Genomic DNA, 17570 nt, shown 5'->3' on the forward strand with positions numbered 1-17570 from the left:
TCTACATTAATTTCTATAGACCAGTAAAGTAAGCACAATTTTATTTTCCAATCTCGTATTTTTTTCATTACTTGTCCCTGAAGTTTATCTTGTCTAAACTACTGCAAATTAGCTTGTCTCACAACATGATTGTACCGCCCTCGTTGGAGAGGTCGCCGTCGATAGCCGTGTCCCATGCCACAGCCTCGCCGTCTTTGGTGGCTGACCACACGATGTCGAGATTTCCAAGCCCGGTGGTGGACACCTCGATAGAAACTGTTTTATCCGTGTGGGTGTGCTGCGGCAGCTCAAAGGCTATGCCCACCACCGGATAGACCGTGATATGCTGTGAGCAGCTTGTCGTTTTGCCATCGTAATTGGTGGCGGAGGCGGTCAATGTATAGCTGCCGCTTTCCTTGAATACAATGGTGCCGCCCTCTTTATCCAGGGAACCGGACACGGCTTCCGCAAGGTCAAGGGGCTGCGCGCTGCCGTCCGCGGCTTCTTTTGCGAGCGACCAAGCGAGCGTCTTGGCGTATTTAAGGACAGGCGTTACGGTGATGCTTGTATCGGTGTGCGCCGCGGCAGGCAGTTCAAATGCAACCTGTGCCCTGGGATAGCTGGCGGGGCCTCCGCCCGAACTGCCGGAGGGCGGTTTCTTTTCGCCCTCCTTTTCTGCCTCTTTTCTGATTTTTTCCAGTACTTCATCCTGCCGCACAAGCAATGTGAAGGCTTCGGCTCTTGTGGTTTTGCCCTCCGGACGGATGGTGTTGTCGGGATAGCCTTTGACCAGATCGTACCGGATTGCGATGTTGACATAGCCTTTGTCGGAGTTTTTGATGGCCTTGTCGTCCGCAAAGCCGGTGTTGTCCGTGGTCTGTTTTGCTTCTTCCCCCTTGCCGATTGCCCGCACCAGCATCCGGATGATTTCAATGCGGGTAATCGGTTCATCGGGTTTTAAGCCGCCGCCATAATCCGCCGGGTCGAGGATGCCCCGGTCTACAAGGGCCTCGATGTTTTTCTCCGACCAGTGGCCGGCAATGTCGTCAAAGGTGGGCGGTTCTCTCCCCGCTGCTGCCGTGTCCACCTTGTGATTCCTGGCCAGCAGGGCGATAAATTCACCTCTGGTGATGGTGGCGTCCGGCCTGACCGTTCCGTCAGGGTAGCCCTTGATCACGCCTTTTTCCGCAAGCTCGATGATGGTCTGTTCCGCCCAATGTCCCTTGATGTCGGGGAACAGGACCGCCGCGGCGTATGCGCTGCCGCAGAGCAGCAAGGACAGAACAAGGGCAAGGACGCAGATTCTCCTGCCTTTCTGTTTCATGTGGTTTTCAATCCTTTCTGTTCGTTTTTTTTATGGATTCAAAAAGCCGGGGTCTCGCTTCGGGTCCCCCGGCTCCGTTCCATGCTTGCAACACTCCATTGTCTTTACAGGTTCATGCTCATGCCGCCCCGCGCTTGCTCTTTGCGGAATGCCTCGATGGTTTCCGGTAATGGATGGATGACCTCGCCCCGCACCATCTCGAACACACAGAAGCCGTCGCGGTCGCAGATCATCACCCGGTGCTGGTACTCCTTTTGCATCTCGATGTAGTCCTTGACCTCCTTTTCGCTGCAGAGCCACACGCCCGAGGCGTATCTGCCGTCCGGCAGAAAGCTGTACCCGCTGTACCTCGGCTCATGCTCCCGCGGGTCGAGAGCACCTCTTGGCCGGATTTGCGAAAGGTGCAGCCTGGCGGAGTCGGGCAAAAGCTCCGGCTTCAGGATGCCAAGGACGTCGCCGCGGTTCCACCGCGCACGCTCGCCGTCGGCCAGGGAAACCGTGAAGATGGAACGACCAATGGGGTTGGGGTTGCTGCCGTTGCCACCTTCGCAAAAGTACAGTTGATGCGCACCATCCCGGCGCTCCGGCGGCAGGGAGGACGGCTTCAATACGACGACCTTGCCCGCGATGGACATGGCATACCCGGTTTCGATGCAGTCCTCCTGGGTGAATGCGTTTTTAACCGTCATGTGAAAGCCTCCTTACTCTTTGCTGTTTTCTTCAAGGAGGGCGATGAGCCGCGCCGCGAGGGAGAGGAGGGTTTGCTTTTCCATGGTCCTGACGGCGGAGAACACATACGCCTCCACCGCCTGCGGGGACTGGTCGCCCACCTCGATGAGGTCAACCTTTTGGGCGGTGACGACCCCTTTTTGCACCGCCAGCTTTATAATGTCGCCGTGCTGCATCCCTGCGGCGGCGCGGAGCTGCCTGGGGATCAGGACGCGGCCTTTGTCGTCCAGCACCTTGTAAATACCTTTACCGGACATCCGAAACACCTCCGCTTCTCATGACTTCCCGGACGGTGTCGGGATGGATGCCGAGATCATCGAACAGCTCCCGCAGCTCATCGGGCAGGCTATCCAGCAGATCGGCCTGCAAAATGACGACCGTGCCCCTGGCGCAGACGATCTCCAGGTCGCTGTCCAAGGGAATCTCCGCCGCCTCCAGCAGTTCATGGGGCAGGGTGAGTTCCGCGTCCTCATCGTCCTTGAGAGCGGCGACGCCGTGCGGTGTCAAGACAAATTCTTTATAGGTGTTGTGGATGGAATCTGTGGAGCTGCTGATGTAGGCGAGCTTCACCGTGTCGCCGGGGACCAGTCCCATGTCCTTCAGGAGCTGGGCGGGGACAGTGAGCTGGCCCTGTCCGTCCACAACACTTTGCATTTCAATCATTTTCATAAACTGTTTCCTCCTTGGCGCCCCATCACTGGGGCGTATTCAATTTTTTTCGCATGGTCTTTTTCAGACCGCTATTCCGTGTCGTATAAGTCGTCCATCAGATCAAACAATCCTATCTGCGTGGGGATGTCCCGCATGCGCTCCGAGGTGTCGTAGTTGGAGATGAGTACTTCGGGGAATTCACAGCCGTTGTCATACCTTTGGGCCAGGTTGTTGATGCGGCTGACGGCTTCGATTTGATAGTCCTTGTACAGTTCCCGGATGTATTCGCAGTCGTTGTAGGACACCAGCCATTTGCCCTGGCAGCCGGCCAGCGTGTCCCGCAGCCTCGCGTGATCCTCCCTGCGGAATTCCACTGCGTAGTGACCTTCTGTTTCGAAGTACGGCGGGTCACAATAAAAAAAGGCGTTGTCCCTGTCGTACTGACGGATCAACGCCTCGAAGTCCTTGTTCTCGATCACCGTGTCTTTGAGCCTGCGGCTCCCCGACCAGATGAGGTGGAAGGTTTTGCGGATGTCGAAGGGCTGGCAGCCATAGGAAGTGCAGCCGCTGCCGTAGCTGTAGCGGATGAGCTTGAAGAAAGCGGCGGCCCGCTTGACGTCATTCATGACGGCGTTCTCCATGAGGATGGCCTTGATTTCCTCGAACTGCGGCCCGCTCAAGTTTTGCTGGGCCAGCTCCAGTTCCTCCCGCAGGTATTCGCTGGTGAATTCCTCCTTTTCAAGATATTTTTTCAGGACGTTGAATTCGTCCCTGCCGTTTAAGGGCAGGAAGTTCAACTCCTTGAGCAGGGCGAAAGGGCGCTCCTTGACGCAGCGGAACAGGTTGGCAAGGTCGGCGTTGAAGTCGTTGTAGACCTCCATGTCGGCACCGGGCGGCTTTCCGAACAGCACCCAGCCACCGCCGCCGAAGACCTCAACGTACCGTCCAAACTCCTTGGGCATCCGCTGGTAGATAAGGGAGCGCAAGGCCTTTTTCCCGCCGACCCAACTGATGATGCTGTTCAATCATCCATCACCTCCCCGGCCTGCCGGCCCGGTCCATCTCGGTGCGCAGGCAGGTTCCGTCCGTGTCCCAGCAGATAAAACCGACGCCGGGATAAGGACAGCCTTTGCACCGGTTTAAGTCTTTGGGAAGGGGGACGGTATAGATTTTTCTTGGCGGCCCGTGGTCGCTGTTTTCTTTTTTCTGCTGTGGTTTTACATCTGTGTCCAAGGTTTTAGTCTCCTTTCCGGCAACAAAATAAGACGCCGCCTTTTCAGGTAGCGCCTTATGCTCATTTGCCTTTTCGATATATGTATAGGCGGCATGTCTTTCTACACACCGCCCATCTTAGGAATTTCATCCGGCTCATCTTCCACATATTCATATTCGCCGGTGCTTTCATTGTAGATATATCCTGCTTCGGCAAGGTCTATATCGAGTATGCTTGCCGCCAGTTCAAGGGCTTCGGCAGAACCGCCCGCCGGGATATAACAGCTTAAGGTTTTGCCGCTTTTATACTCTGCCTTGCCGGTGTTATGCCCAAAGTCCTCGTCCGCCCATTTGTAGTCGAAACGGATATCCGGAAACATAGAGGACAGCTTTTTCATCAGATCGCTAACGCTGCTCCATGCGGTTAAGAATTTTACCGTGCTGCCGTCAAAATTGTCTGCGGTATGTTCGTCATAGCCATAGCTATTCCATTTCGTTCCCCAGTTTTTTATGCTCCAGTCATACCAGCAGTTTTCAGCACCGTACTTTTCAATCTCCTCCCTGCCCAGATTCCCCCTGTAGATATGTTCCGGCATCGGTACAATTTTATTGAAATCAATGCTGCCGGCTCCAATCTCATCGTTCTTAATGGCTTCAAACATTGCCCTGACCTTTTCCTTATCACCATATGCGGTAAGTATGTTTGTGATATGATTGGGCATGTTACATTCCTCCCATCGTCTGTTCGTTGAAGTTTTGTTCGTTTTCCTGTTTCAGTTCCCGCTCCGGTTTGATGAAGAAATGATCACTGTTCCAGAAGCTGACGAAGATTTCACCGTCATCCGTTTTGATGGGACGCTGCTCGAACCCCTCGCCCCAGCCGTCAGACATTTGACCAACGGCAAAATCGAGCAGTTTGTCTGTTTCCGCTTCGGTCAGCTCACCATAAACCTCTGCCACCATTACGCCCCACAGCTTGCCGTTCCATTCTTCAACTGTCGGGTGGAGGCTATAGATTTTTTCAGATAGTGCCTGGTCATCGTAGAAGTAAACCATCAGACCACGGTCACCTTCGCTGGGCAGCTTTTCTTTTTCGATAGCGGAAAGGATTTCATCCATGTAATATACCGCCTCTGATGGAGATAATTCTTCAGGCAGATCACCTGCGCCGCACTCGCCGTATTCATGAGAAGGGTATGTTGTAATCGACAGTGGACTGAAAAACTTGACGGTTTGCTTGATGTTTGACATTTGATTTCCTCCAATCGTTTAAATTTTTTATCTAAAAAAGGGCACAAAAAAAGCGGATGCATTTTCATTTGAAAACACATCCGCTCATTTTATTGAAAATCCTTATTCAGCTGTATACGAGGGTTCAATTCTCTCCAGATTGCCAAAAAAGCCCAATGTCATCTCTGATTTTGAAGTGTAAAAAATGGGGGTCTTTACCTCCATAAAAGCCTTATGCCATGCGGGTTTAGCCGCATGGCATCTTTATTTACCTAAAAAGATGGTGGAGCCGATGGGAGTCGAACCCACGACTTCAACACTGCCAGTGTTGCACTCTCCCTCTGAGTTACGGCCCCGTTATACCTTATTATATTAACCCGTTTTAAGTAGGTTTGCAATAATCGTTGTAGTAAATATTTTATGGGTAGTGTTACCGTCTAAAGTGTTCTCCCAGACTGATTATCTGGCTAATATTATATTAATATATTTCTTTATACTTTGCAAGCCATATTTTTAAATAATATTTTTAAGTCACATAAATCCTTTCAGTACTGTAATTTATCAGCACGACCCTTCCATCATTTTCTATAAAACCGACTATATCCTCCAGCATGCTGTCAACATGGGCCGCTTCGTTTGATACACAAGCTATCCCCAATACTGCACTTTTCCAGGTATCATTCATACCAACTTCAGCAATTGAGGCATTAAACCTTGCCTTAACCCTGCCAATTATACTTTTGACAACGCTTCTTTTGTCTTTTAATGAAAAAGCACCATATATAGATAGAGTTATTTTGCATACCCCAATAACCATTGTTTCATCCACCGTGTAATAATGTAAAATTAATACATTCAATACATTCTACATAAAACATCAAATTCCTTCTCATAAGTTAAAATCTTTTTATTCTCTTTTGACATATTTAAAGCATTCTTGTTTTAAAGAGCGCCCAGTTTAAAAGAGCGCATTTTATTTTTATGAAGAAAATGCGCCCGTTTAAAATCCCCAATTGATATATTCCCGTATAAGTGTTATACTTATTTTTAGTCGACAGGTGACAGGTGTTGGTTTTTAAGTATATATTACACAGTACGTTTTTTAGGTAATAAACATTTTTGATAAATTACATATTTCGGGGAGTGTGTTATTTAATGGTAAAAATTGCACCATCCATACTGGCATCAGATTTTTCAAGATTGAGTGAAGAGATAAAAAAGGTAGAAGAAGCAGGCGCAGACTTAATACATATAGATGTAATGGACGGGCACTTTGTCCCCAATATTACTATAGGCCCTCCCGTTATTAAGTGCCTAAGGCCAGTTACCCGGCTTCCCCTTGATGTTCACCTGATGATCTCCGAGCCGGATAAATATATTGACGATTTTGCCGAAGCCGGTGCCGACATAATATGTGTCCACGTCGAATGCTGCTGGCATTTGAACCGTACCGTTCAAAAAATAAAACAAAAAGGAATAAAAGCCGCAGTAGCATTAAACCCTGCAACATCCCTTACAACAATAGACTGGATACTGGGAGATGTGGATATGGTGCTTTTAATGACCGTAAACCCGGGTTTCGGCGGTCAAACCTATATAGAGTCTGTAACTGAAAAGATAAGGCATTTAAGAAAATTAGTAACAGACAAAAATCTAAATACAGATATCGAAGTAGATGGAGGAATTGATTTGAGCAATATTTATACGGTTACAGAAGCAGGAGCAAATGTTATTGTCGCAGGTTCAACAATATATAAGGCGCAGGATACAAAAAAAATTATCAGGAATTTAAAAGAATTAGCTTATCTTTATTAAGTTAGATGAATTAAATTAATTTTAAATACAGTATTAATGTTATGGGTGTTTTTATGAACGGATTGATTGTCTGCAAAGGAGAAATAAGGGACTACTCTTTCTATAAAAAGTATTTTGATAAGGCTGACCTGATAATATGTGTTGATGGTGGAGCATACCATATGTTAATGTTTGGTATTAACCCCCATGTTTTAATGGGAGATTTTGATTCCATAGCAATGGATGAATATAATCATTTTCTAAATTTGGGGGTGAAAATAAAGAGATTTCCCGTGGAAAAAGACGAGACAGATACCGAACTGGCAGTTGAATATGCTATTGACGCCGGGTGCAGGGAAATAACCTTAATTGGGGCTATAGGCTCAAGATTTGACCATACTCTTTCAAATATATTTCTTTTAAAAAAAATGATTGAAAGAGAAGTAAGAGGCTGGATTGTTAATGAAAATAATCAGATAACCCTTATTAGAGACTATATCATACTTGAAAAAGAAAATGATGAAAAAGTTTCACTAATACCTCTTTCTGAAAAAGTAGAAGGCATTACTACAAAAGGACTATATTACCCCCTTAATAATGAAACTTTGGAAGTAGGACCGACAAGAGGCGTAAGCAATGAATTTACCGGTGCCACTGCCGAAGTTACAATAAAAAGGGGACTTTTACTTGTTATAAAAAGCAAGGATTAACATTATTTAAATGAAATTCAAGTTAAATCTCTCCCTGTAAATTAAACCCCTATCTATAACTCCTAAAACCATTATCTACCAAAATTAATATCTATTCATTTAAATTCCTTTGCCAGTGCTTCGAATGCAGGCAGGGAATTTTCTATTGTTTCAATACTTATGCAGTAGGACAACCTGAAATAGCCCGCGCATCCGAAACCTGTGCCCGGAACTATGAGGAGGTTATATTTTAACGCTCTTTTGGCAAACTCAATATCGTCGTCTATTAATGCTTTTGGGAATAAGTAAAAAGCGCCCTGGGGTTTGATACATGAGAATCCAAGTCCAATAAGATGATTATAGAGGATATCCCGCCTTTTTTTATAGAATTCCACATCTACTGCCTCATCCATGGAATGAGCTACAACCTTCTGAAAAAGGGCAGGGGCGTTGACAAACCCAAGGGTACGGTTAGAAAAAACAAGTCCGTCAATAAGCAAATTAACATTATCTATTTTATCACTTACAGCTATATAACCAATACGCTCACCGGGGAGGGCAAGGGATTTACTGAAGGAATTTACAGTGATTGAGTTTTTAAATATTCTGAGAATGCTAGGTACTTTGACATTGTCATAAACAATTTTATCGTAAGGCTCATCTGCTATAACAAAAATTTGCGAATTAAACTCCTTCTCTTTTGAACTGATTATATCTGCCATTTTTGAAAGAACTTCCCCGCTGTAAACGACACCTGTCGGGTTGTTGGGAGAATTTACTATAATTGCCTTCGTTAATGGGCTGATATGCCTTTCTAAAAGCCCTAAATCCGGCTGGAATGTATCCTTGTTAGTGGGGACTATAACAGGTTTTCCCCCATGATTATCTATGTAAAACAGGTATTCCACAAAGTAAGGAGAAAAAACAATTACTTCTTCACCCGGATTTAAAAGAGTTTTTAAGACTACATTTAAACCGCCTGCAGCGCCACATGTCATAATAATGTTGTCCGGCCTTAATTGCACACCTTTTTCCTTTTGCAAATAATCTGCAACTTTTGCCCTTACATCATTATAGCCTGCATTACTCATATAACGGTGAATACCGGTTTTATTGCTTAAAACAACGGCTTTTAGGCTTTCTTTCACTGAAATAGGAGGTTCTATTTCAGGATTACCTAAACTGAAATCATAAACTTTATCAGCACCGTAGATTTTACGGAGTTTTTCCCCTTCCTCAAACATAGCCCTTATCCAGGAAGACTTGCCAAGATTTTCAGCAATTTTTTTAGATATCATTCTTATCCACCACTCCTTCATACCTATTGACATTACTGATATTTATAATATACTAATTACTTCCCAACTTGCAACCTTTTAACTAAATTTTCATCAGGTGTGACAAATATGGTTTTAAAATTCTCATAAATAACCATACCGGGCTTTGCACCACTGTATTTCTTTACATATTTTACCAGGGTATAATCAACAGGCACGTTAGAAGATCGGGAAGCTTTACTGTGCCATGCAGCAATGCTTGCAGCCTCTGCCAGGGTAGACTCAGGGATCTCATTTTTATGGCATTTGATTATCGTATGGGAACTGGGTATGTTCTTCACATGCAGCCACATGTCTTTTGAACCTGCAAATTTGCATGTAAGAAAATCGTTCTGCTTGTTATTTTTGCCCACATATATATCAAAGCCGTCAGAAGATTTGAAGTGAAGGGGTTTAGATACTCCTACTGCTTTTTTTTGCCTTGAAATCGGCTTTTTTGATTTTACAGTAATGTAACCCTGTTCTATCAATTCTTCTTTTATCTCTTCAACCTCCGTTAAAGAGGTGCAATTGTCTAAAAGATGCAAAACACTTTCAAGATACTGAAGCTCTTCCATAGTCTCCTCGATCTGCTTTGATGTATTATAATAAGTACTTTTGGCCTTGTTATACCGTTTGAAGTAAATTTGCGCATTTTCCTGGGGCGTTTTGTTCTCATCAAGCTCAATATCGACATACTCATTATCCGGGCTGTAATAGTTGGGCAAAGATACCTTTTTTGAATTAAGCGGTATAGAATGTATAAAAGCTGTAATAAGTTCACCGTATAATTTCAATTTTTCCCTGTTGGCAACATCCCTTAAGGTATCTTGTTGAATGGCAAGTTTTTTTCGGCACCTTTCTAAATTTACATCAATTATTTTTGCCAGACTGCTTTTTTTCTGCCTGAGCCTTTCTGAAAAATCTCTATCCGAATAAAACTTATCCAGGACAAAACTTATAGAATTAAAATATTTAACATTTGAATATTGCCTTATAGGTAAACAGTGAAAATCAAGGGGGTTTTGGTCTTTACCGCTTCCCAAGTCAATAATCTGCTTATATACAATACATGGCTTATAGTCTTTATTTTTTATCATATTAACTACTTCATAAACTGCATTTTTTAAATTAGCTGCCAGTGTTTTGTCTTTTGCAACACTAGTTGCATCAGTCTTTTCATCAACACCTGCAATAAAACAAATTTCTCTGCATAAAAAAGGGCTAAAACCCTTTATGCTGTTTAATAAATACTTTTCGATACTTAAATTACCGGTTGATGCAGCATTTTCAATGAGGTTATCAATATCAAGGACAAGCGGGCTTGCTTTGTTCTGAGAAGGCGGCAAGACATATTCCCTTGCAGGCATTACTTCTCTCACCCTGCTAATCTCCTTGTCTACATGCTTAATAGAATCAATAATCTTGTCGTTTTCATTAACTAATATTATATTGCTGTGTCGTCCCATAATTTCTATTATTAACTTTTTTACCGATATAATTCCAAGCTCATTTACCGACTCTATATTAATGGTAAATATCCTCTCAAAATCGTTAAGCTCAACACCCAATATTTTTCCCCCGGATAAATGCTTCCTTAAAAGCATGCAGAAAACCGGTGGATTAGAAGGATTTTCCTTTGAGATATCAGTTAAATGAATTCTGGGGTAACTGGGGTTTGCGCTAAGCAAAAGTTTGAAGTTAGTCCCTCTAGACCATACATGTAAATATATTTCTTCTCTTTCAGGCTGAAATATCTTTACAACTCTGCCGCCTGCAAGCTTATCATTCAGCTCAAACGCTATGCAATTTGCAACTACTCCGTCCAATGGCACTCTGAACGCACTCCTCCTCTGTTTCCCGGTAAATTCTCTCCGCTTAAGAAACTAAAATGTCTTCTTATTTTTTAGCAGGTTATATAATTGAATGTATCTCTGGTATCTCCCATAGTTTATGTTGCCTGAATCAACCTCTTCCTTCACCCTGCACTCCGGTTCTGCTATATGGTTGCAACTTCTGAATTTGCATTTGCCAATATATTCACCTAATTCAGGATAATAATATTGAAGCTCTTCAGGTTCAATTTCAATCAACTCAAAGGAGCTAAAACCGGGAGTGTCTGCAACATATCCTCCAAAGCTTAATTGAAAAAGCTCTGCATGCCTTGTGGTATGCCTTCCTCTTTTTATCTTTTCGCTGATTCCCCCGGTTTCCATAACCCAGGATCCTGCTATTTTATTTAAAATGGTAGACTTGCCTACTCCCGACTGTCCTGCTAATACAGTTATCCTATTAAATAATTTCTCTTTAAAAGACTCAACTCCTATACCTGTTTTGGAACTCATGGCTATTATCGAATAGCCTGTTTTGCTATAGGCTTCCATTATTTTTTTATATTCTTCCCCAGTATCCAGATCAATTTTGTTAATGCAAATAAATGGGCATATTCCTTTCTTCCCAGCAGTAACAAGAAGTTTATCCAGAAGCACAAAATCCGGGTCGGGTTCCTTTGCAGCAATGATAATTGCCAATTGGTCAACATTGGCAATGGCAGGCCTTATTAATTGAGATTCCCTCGGATAAACACTTTCAATAAAACCTGTACCTTCATCTTCGTCAATAACTGAAAATAAAACCTTATCCCCTGGTAAGGGAGTCAAACATTCTTTTCTAAATACTCCTCTGGCTCTACATTCATATATTTTATTGTTTTGAGCCTTTACATAGTAAAAACCCCCAACTCCTTTAACAATTATGCCTGTTAGTGAATCTATAAACACAATCCCCCTCTATTCCAGAATACCTTAAACATTATGGCAATGCAGCCCAATCAAGGTTAATCTCCATTCTTAATACATCATTTAAAAGTACTCTGACCTTTGTAGTACCGTTTTCCGGCACTGGTATACCTTCTATATTTATCGGAAAATCAGATTTATCGACATCTCTTTCATATATAATTCTGGTTTCATTTGTATCTGAAGTAGTAATTTGGACCACTGTTTTTATTTTTTCTTCATATATTTCAGGATTATTCAGTTTAATGGGAATATTAACATACTTAACCTGTTCAAAATACATATCCACTGCTGTTTCTTCATCCACAGTTTCATTTGCAGCAGGTTCCTGTTTAATTATCTTTGCATTGCCGGGGCTTCTGTCTTCCGGATACAATTTACCCACCCTCAAGTTATGTTCAGATAAAATTGCCTGTGCCTCAGAGTATGTCTTGCCTATCAGGTCAGGCACAGTTGTTTGTTTTATTTTAGGCCCCAGGCTTTTATAAATAATTACTTCGGTCTCAGGTTTAACTTTTTCATTGGCAGCAGGATAGGTGCCTATAACATGGCCGGCAGGAAATATATCACTGTATTCATCTACCACTCTAGGTTTTGATTTTAATATCTGTTGCAATGTCACTTCCGCTTCTATAACCGACTTTCCCGAAAGGTCCGGTATTTTCACCAGTTCACGACCTTTGCTTATTTTAAACTCAATTGAACTATATCCGGACATTTTAAATTCTGATCCCGGTTCTACGCTCTGGGAAATAATAATATCCTTTTCAACTGTGTCATCATATACCCAGTTTTCTATAACATCAATATTCGCATTTCTCAGCTCATCAACAACTTCGTAGAAATTTTTGCCTACATAGTTCTTGACGACAAATTTCTTTGCTTCAGGAGACATAGAAGTAATTATTACTATATAACCTATATACGAAAATATACCGATTACAATCAACGATATAATAACTGCTAACATTATACTTGCCTTATCGCCTTTTTTCTTTTCTTTTCTTTTTTTATCCTGTTTAATCTGTTTAATCCTATACCCCTCCTCCTCCTCCTCCATAAGTTCATAATCATTTATAGCTTTAATTTTTCTGGTAGGATTATTATCATTACCATTATCTTCTGCAAAATCTCCGTTTGGTTCTTTTAGTACCCGGTATAGGTCTTCAAGCATTTCTGTAGCCGTCTGGTATCTACCGCTCTGTTCTTTCTTCATTGCCTTCATCACTACATTGTTTAAAGCAACGGGTATTTTTTTATTAAGCTCTATAGGTTGGACAGGTTTATCCTGTATATGTTTAAGTGCTATGGCCACCGGGGATTCTCCATCAAAAGGCATTTTTCCTGTTACCATTTCATATAGCACTATTCCTAATGAATATAAATCGGACTTTTCATCAATATATCCTCCCCTGGCCTGTTCAGGAGAGAAATAATGTACTGACCCTATTGTACTGCCTACCATAGTTATAGTTGATGAGGTGGCCGCCCTTGCTATACCGAAGTCAGTAACTTTTGCAATTCCATCTTTTGTCATAAGAATATTTTGGGGTTTTATATCTCTGTGAATAATTTGTTTACTGTGGGCATGTTCTATTGCCGAGCAAATCTGTATTGCAATTTTTACCGCTTCCTTCCATTCAACAGGCCCATTTCTAGCAATATATTCCTTCAAAGTTATGCCGTCAATATACTCCATAACAATGTAGTAGACGTTGTTTTCACTACCTACATCATATATAGATACAATATTTGGATGGGAAAGACTTGCTGCAGATTGGGCTTCTACTTCAAATCTTCTGACAAACTCTTCATCTCCTGTAAACTCTTCCCTCAAAATTTTAACAGCAACATACCTATTAAGAAGCCTGCATCTTGCTTTATAAACAAGAGCCATTCCTCCTCCACCTATTTTTTCAATTAATTCATACCTGTTTCCAAGTACACTTACTTCCATGCTTACACCTCTGTTACACTCTAATTATAACAACCGTAATATTATCATTTCCACCACTTATATTCGCCGCTTCCACAAGTTCTGCACATGCCACTTGAGGGTCATCGTTTTTTTCAACAATGCTTTTTATTTTATCGTCGGAAAGCATGTTTGTCAAACCGTCGGTACACAATATAAAAATATCGTTATTATAAATATCGTAAGAATAAATGTCAACTTGTACCTTTTCGAAGCATCCAAGAGCGCGGGTTATTACATGCTTTTGAGGGTGATTTTCTGCCTCTCCCCTTGTCAGAGAACCGTTCTTTATTAATTCTTCTACATATGAATGGTCGGTAGTAAGCTGTTTTATATTTCTATTCCTCACCATGTACGCCCGGCTGTCGCCTACATGAACTATGTATAATTTTTTATCAAAGAAAAGAGCTATTACCAGAGTTGTACCCATTCCATAGTAAGGTCCCGGCTCTCTGGACTTTTCATATATAATATTATTTGCTTCCTCAATAACTTTTTCAATAAAACTATGCAAATTTTCTTCATCAAGATTTTCGGGAATATTTCCCAAACATTCACTTATATAGTCGACAGCCATTTTACTGGCAACTTCTCCGGCGCTATGGCCTCCCATACCGTCAGCAACTATAAACGCAGCAGTCATTTTTGAAGACCCGAAAATAACATTACAACTATCTTCATTTACTTCTCGAATCATGCCTTTATGGCTTTTTATGCCATACTTCACAAAATCACCGCCTTGTGTGAAGGTTATCCACCACTCTTTTTACCTTCTATTACCCTTCTTCTTAGTTGGCCGCATGCCGCATTTATGTCATCTCCCAACTCCCGTCTTATAGTTACAGGTATACCATTACTTTCAAGTATACTTTTAAACTTTTCTATATTTTTTCTTTTGCTGGGCTTGAATATTGCCCCTTCAATAAAATTAACAGGTATAAGGTTCACATGGCATAACATCCCTTTAATCTTCCCTGTTAAAGCAAAAGCATCTTCTTCGGAGTCGTTAAAACCATCTATCATTGCATACTCAAAAGTAATTCTTCTTTTAGTTTTCTCTGTATATATCTTACATGCTCCAATAATTTTGTCAATAGAATAGATTTTATTAATAGGCATTATTTTCAATCTTTTTTCGTCATCAGGAGCATGAAGGGAAACAGAAAGGTTAACAGGTATATTTTCATTGGATAAATTCAATATGCCCGGTACCAAACCGCAAGTTGAAATGGTAATCCTCCTGTAGCTTATATTAAGCCCTTCCTGCAAGTTAGCCTGTTTTAAAAATTTAATTAGATTTTCATAGTTGTCGAGAGGCTCACCTATCCCCATTATCACAATATTGCCTACCCGGCATTTACAATCGTTCTGAATAGCTAATACTTGGTCTATCATTTCCCCCGAAGTAAGATTTCTCACAAATCCAAGTCCTGAAGAAGCACAAAATCTGCATCCCATTTTACATCCTACCTGGGAAGATATGCATACTGTAAGCCCATGCCTGTAAACCATAAGAACACTTTCAATTACATTTCCATCTGAAAGAGTAAAAAGATATTTCTTTGTCCCATCTTTAGATGTATATTTTCCCTGTAGCTTAATACTCCCAATGTATGCAATTTCCTTGAGCAAGTTTCTTAAGTCTTTCGAAATATCTGTCATATCGTCAATGTCTTTTATCCCCTTGTAAAGCCAGCTTATAATTTGCTTTGCTCTAAACTTCTCCTGGCCAAGACCTGTTAAAAAATCTTTAAGCTCTTCAAGTGAAAGATTGAGAAGGTCTACCTTTTCATTTTCATTCATTAATATCTCTTCTCCTCATCTTGGCAATAAAAAATCCGTCTGTATTATCAATATTCGGGAACAGCTGGACATAACCAACTTTAGCAGTTTCTCGGGAAAGTCCTGAAGGAAGCAGTTTGTCAAACTCCATCATTTGGAATTCACTGTTTGTATTTGACTCTAAAAATTCCCTTACAACTTCTATATTTTCATCAGACCCAATAGTACAAGTACTATAAACAAGTACCCCTCCCGGTTTAACATATTCAGCTGAAGTCTTCAGTATTTTCAACTGCAGGCCCTTAATCTCTTTTTTATCTTCAAGAGCCCTGCTCCATTTTATCTCAGGTTTTCTTCTTATTATGCCCAATCCTGTACAGGGTGCATCGACTAGTACACGATGGGCCTTCATTATGTAGGCGGGGTCCAATAAGGTAGCATCATGTAACTCTGCTTTAATTATGTTCACCCCCAGCCTTGTAGCTGCTTCATTTATCAGTTTAATTCTATGCTCGTGAATATCCCGCGAAATTACCAGTCCTTTGTTTTCCATTATCTCTGCTATGTGAGTTGATTTTCCTCCAGGGGCTGCACATACATCCATGACAAGTTCTCCAGGTGCTGGGTCTAATACCTGTGATACCAGCATTGAGGCTTCATCTTGGACCTGGAAATACCCTGCCCTGAACAACTCAGAACCTGTTATAGCTGTAGGGTTATTAATAATAAAAGCGTTGTCAATGTACCTTCCCTTTAAATATGCTATACCCTCTTCATTCATCTTCCTCATAAATTCATGCTTTGTTATCTTTATCGTGTTTACTCTTACAGTAAAATCCGGATTTTTATTGTTGCTTTCAAGAAGGCTTTCAGTAAAGTCCTCTCCGAATAAATTTATCCAGTATTTAACCATCCATTCAGGGTGTGAATATTTAATTGATAAATATCTTACTGGTTCCTTATTTCTATCAGGGTATTTTATTTCGGTACGTCGCCTTGCTACATTCCTCAAAACCCCATTTACATAGCCACTGGAAGCATGGTGTCCATATTTTAAGGCAAGCTTTACACTTTCATTGCATGCTGCAGATTCCGGTATCCTATTGGTATAAAGTAATTGGTATATGCCTAACCTCAAAATATTCAGAATCCATGGAGAAAGCTTTTTTAAAGGAATATTTGAAAACTCCGCTATAACCCAATCTATAGCCAATTTCCACTTAACCGTCCCATATACCAGTCCGGTAATAAATACCTTGTCAACCTCCCTGAAAGCAGGGTTATTAAGATATTTATTTATGGTAATATTGGAATATGCCCCTTTTTCATTTATATCAAAGAGTATTTTCAATGCCGCCTCTCTGGACAAGTCAACCATTAATCGCTCCTTCTCCTGCCCCCCGCCAGCAACATCAAACGCAACAAGCTTGCAATAGCTACAGCTGCTGATGCCACATAAGTCATCGCTGCTGCACGCAGAACTTTTTTTGCAGGTTCCGCCTCGTCCCATGTAAGAATACCCATATCTTCCAGGGAAGCAATTGCCCTTGTGCTGGCATTAAACTCTACAGGTAGAGTTACAATATAAAAGGCAACCGCAGCAGCATAAAGTATTATTCCCACGTATATAAGAGGATACAGTTGTAATATTATACCAAATATTGCTAGATAAGGTCCTGCAGCCGAACCTATATTTGCAACAGGTACCAAAGTACTTCTTAAAGCCAGAGGTGCATATCCGTACTTATGTTGAAGGGCATGCCCTGTTTCATGGGCAGCAACACCCAGCGCAGCAACCGAATTACTTCCATATACTGCCTGGGAAAGCCTTACCACTTTTGTCCTGGGGTCATAATGGTCGGTCAGCTCTCCCGGTACCATCTGGACAGACACATCCCTTAGTCCATGCCGGTCAAGTATGTTACGGGCAACTTCCGCCCCAGTTAAACCATTCCTATTGGGCAACTTCCTATATTTATTAAATGTGCCTTTAACCTTAAATTGAGCATATAATGCAAACAAGAAGGCTGGAACTACTAATATAAGATAATACTGGTCAAATCCATAAAAATATCTCATCATCCTATCATC

17 protein-coding genes, 1 tRNA gene and 1 pseudogene are annotated in these 17570 nt (G+C 42.0%); 2 read left to right on the forward strand and 17 right to left on the reverse strand.

Features of this window, described 5'->3' with window-relative positions:
• Positions 1-127: 127 nt before the first annotated feature.
• The 9 genes and pseudogenes from HPY74_09100 to HPY74_09140 form a co-directional block, all read right to left on the reverse strand.
• A pseudogene (locus HPY74_09100) lies at positions 128-1303 on the reverse strand (S-layer homology domain-containing protein).
• Positions 1304-1407: 104 nt separating this feature from the next.
• Positions 1408-1992, reverse strand: a complete 585-nt coding sequence (locus HPY74_09105) for a hypothetical protein (protein NSW90808.1) — start codon at positions 1990-1992, stop codon at positions 1408-1410.
• 12 nt (positions 1993-2004) lie between these two features.
• Positions 2005-2289, reverse strand: coding sequence for an AbrB family transcriptional regulator (locus HPY74_09110; GenBank protein NSW90809.1), 285 nt, complete (start codon positions 2287-2289; stop codon positions 2005-2007).
• On the reverse strand, positions 2279-2701 hold the full coding sequence (locus HPY74_09115; protein NSW90810.1) for an AbrB/MazE/SpoVT family DNA-binding domain-containing protein: 423 nt from the start codon (positions 2699-2701) through the stop codon (positions 2279-2281). The genes HPY74_09110 and HPY74_09115 overlap by 11 nt, the downstream gene beginning before the upstream one ends.
• Positions 2702-2772: 71 nt before the next feature.
• Positions 2773-3708 carry a DNA adenine methylase gene (locus tag HPY74_09120; GenBank protein ID NSW90811.1) on the reverse strand — a complete coding sequence of 312 codons (936 nt, stop codon included), beginning with the start codon at positions 3706-3708 and terminating at the stop codon, positions 2773-2775.
• Positions 3709-4017: 309 nt separating this feature from the next.
• Positions 4018-4617: a hypothetical protein gene (locus HPY74_09125; protein NSW90812.1), complete on the reverse strand. Its 600-nt coding sequence runs from the start codon at positions 4615-4617 to the stop codon at positions 4018-4020.
• Between the two features lies 1 nt (position 4618).
• A complete protein-coding gene (locus tag HPY74_09130; protein ID NSW90813.1) occupies positions 4619-5146 on the reverse strand; it encodes a hypothetical protein in 528 nt (175 codons plus the stop codon).
• A gap of 260 nt (positions 5147-5406) precedes the next feature.
• Positions 5407-5481 (reverse strand) — tRNA-Ala (locus HPY74_09135).
• A gap of 170 nt (positions 5482-5651) precedes the next feature.
• Positions 5652-5942: a DUF503 domain-containing protein gene (locus tag HPY74_09140; protein ID NSW90814.1), complete on the reverse strand. Its 291-nt coding sequence runs from the start codon at positions 5940-5942 to the stop codon at positions 5652-5654.
• Between the two features lie 338 nt (positions 5943-6280).
• Here HPY74_09140 and HPY74_09145 point away from each other — a divergent pair, with 338 nt between their 5' ends.
• Complete coding sequence (locus HPY74_09145; protein NSW90815.1) at positions 6281-6940, forward strand: ribulose-phosphate 3-epimerase; 660 nt, start codon at positions 6281-6283, stop codon at positions 6938-6940.
• Between the two features lie 53 nt (positions 6941-6993).
• A complete protein-coding gene (locus HPY74_09150; GenBank protein ID NSW90816.1) occupies positions 6994-7629 on the forward strand; it encodes a thiamine diphosphokinase in 636 nt (211 codons plus the stop codon).
• Positions 7630-7724: 95 nt separating this feature from the next.
• On the opposite strand, the gene HPY74_09155 is transcribed toward HPY74_09150, so the two are convergent.
• From HPY74_09155 to HPY74_09190, 8 genes are read right to left on the reverse strand one after another with little or no spacing between them, the layout of a single operon-like run.
• A complete protein-coding gene (locus tag HPY74_09155) occupies positions 7725-8906 on the reverse strand; it encodes a pyridoxal phosphate-dependent aminotransferase (protein NSW90817.1) in 1182 nt (393 codons plus the stop codon).
• A 56-nt stretch (positions 8907-8962) separates the two neighbouring features.
• Positions 8963-10759 carry a fibronectin/fibrinogen-binding protein gene (locus HPY74_09160; GenBank protein ID NSW90818.1) on the reverse strand — a complete coding sequence of 599 codons (1797 nt, stop codon included), beginning with the start codon at positions 10757-10759 and terminating at the stop codon, positions 8963-8965.
• A gap of 51 nt (positions 10760-10810) precedes the next feature.
• Positions 10811-11698 (reverse strand): ribosome small subunit-dependent GTPase A, encoded by an 888-nt coding sequence (gene rsgA, locus HPY74_09165; GenBank protein NSW90819.1) that lies wholly within the window; start codon positions 11696-11698, stop codon positions 10811-10813.
• A 37-nt stretch (positions 11699-11735) separates the two neighbouring features.
• Positions 11736-13679 (reverse strand): Stk1 family PASTA domain-containing Ser/Thr kinase, encoded by a 1944-nt coding sequence (gene pknB / locus HPY74_09170; GenBank protein ID NSW90820.1) that lies wholly within the window; start codon positions 13677-13679, stop codon positions 11736-11738.
• Positions 13680-13692: 13 nt separating this feature from the next.
• Positions 13693-14424: a Stp1/IreP family PP2C-type Ser/Thr phosphatase gene (locus HPY74_09175; protein NSW90821.1), complete on the reverse strand. Its 732-nt coding sequence runs from the start codon at positions 14422-14424 to the stop codon at positions 13693-13695.
• 23 nt (positions 14425-14447) lie between these two features.
• On the reverse strand, positions 14448-15500 hold the full coding sequence (rlmN, locus tag HPY74_09180; GenBank protein NSW90822.1) for a 23S rRNA (adenine(2503)-C(2))-methyltransferase RlmN: 1053 nt from the start codon (positions 15498-15500) through the stop codon (positions 14448-14450).
• Complete coding sequence (rsmB, locus tag HPY74_09185; GenBank protein ID NSW90823.1) at positions 15493-16857, reverse strand: 16S rRNA (cytosine(967)-C(5))-methyltransferase RsmB; 1365 nt, start codon at positions 16855-16857, stop codon at positions 15493-15495. The genes rlmN and rsmB overlap by 8 nt, the downstream gene beginning before the upstream one ends.
• Positions 16857-17558 carry a zinc metallopeptidase gene (locus HPY74_09190; GenBank protein ID NSW90824.1) on the reverse strand — a complete coding sequence of 234 codons (702 nt, stop codon included), beginning with the start codon at positions 17556-17558 and terminating at the stop codon, positions 16857-16859. The genes rsmB and HPY74_09190 overlap by 1 nt, the downstream gene beginning before the upstream one ends.
• Positions 17559-17570 lie beyond the last annotated feature (12 nt).

It is taken from the genome of Bacillota bacterium (assembly GCA_013314855.1).
Taxonomy (GTDB): domain Bacteria; phylum Bacillota; class Clostridia; order Acetivibrionales; family DUMC01; genus Ch48.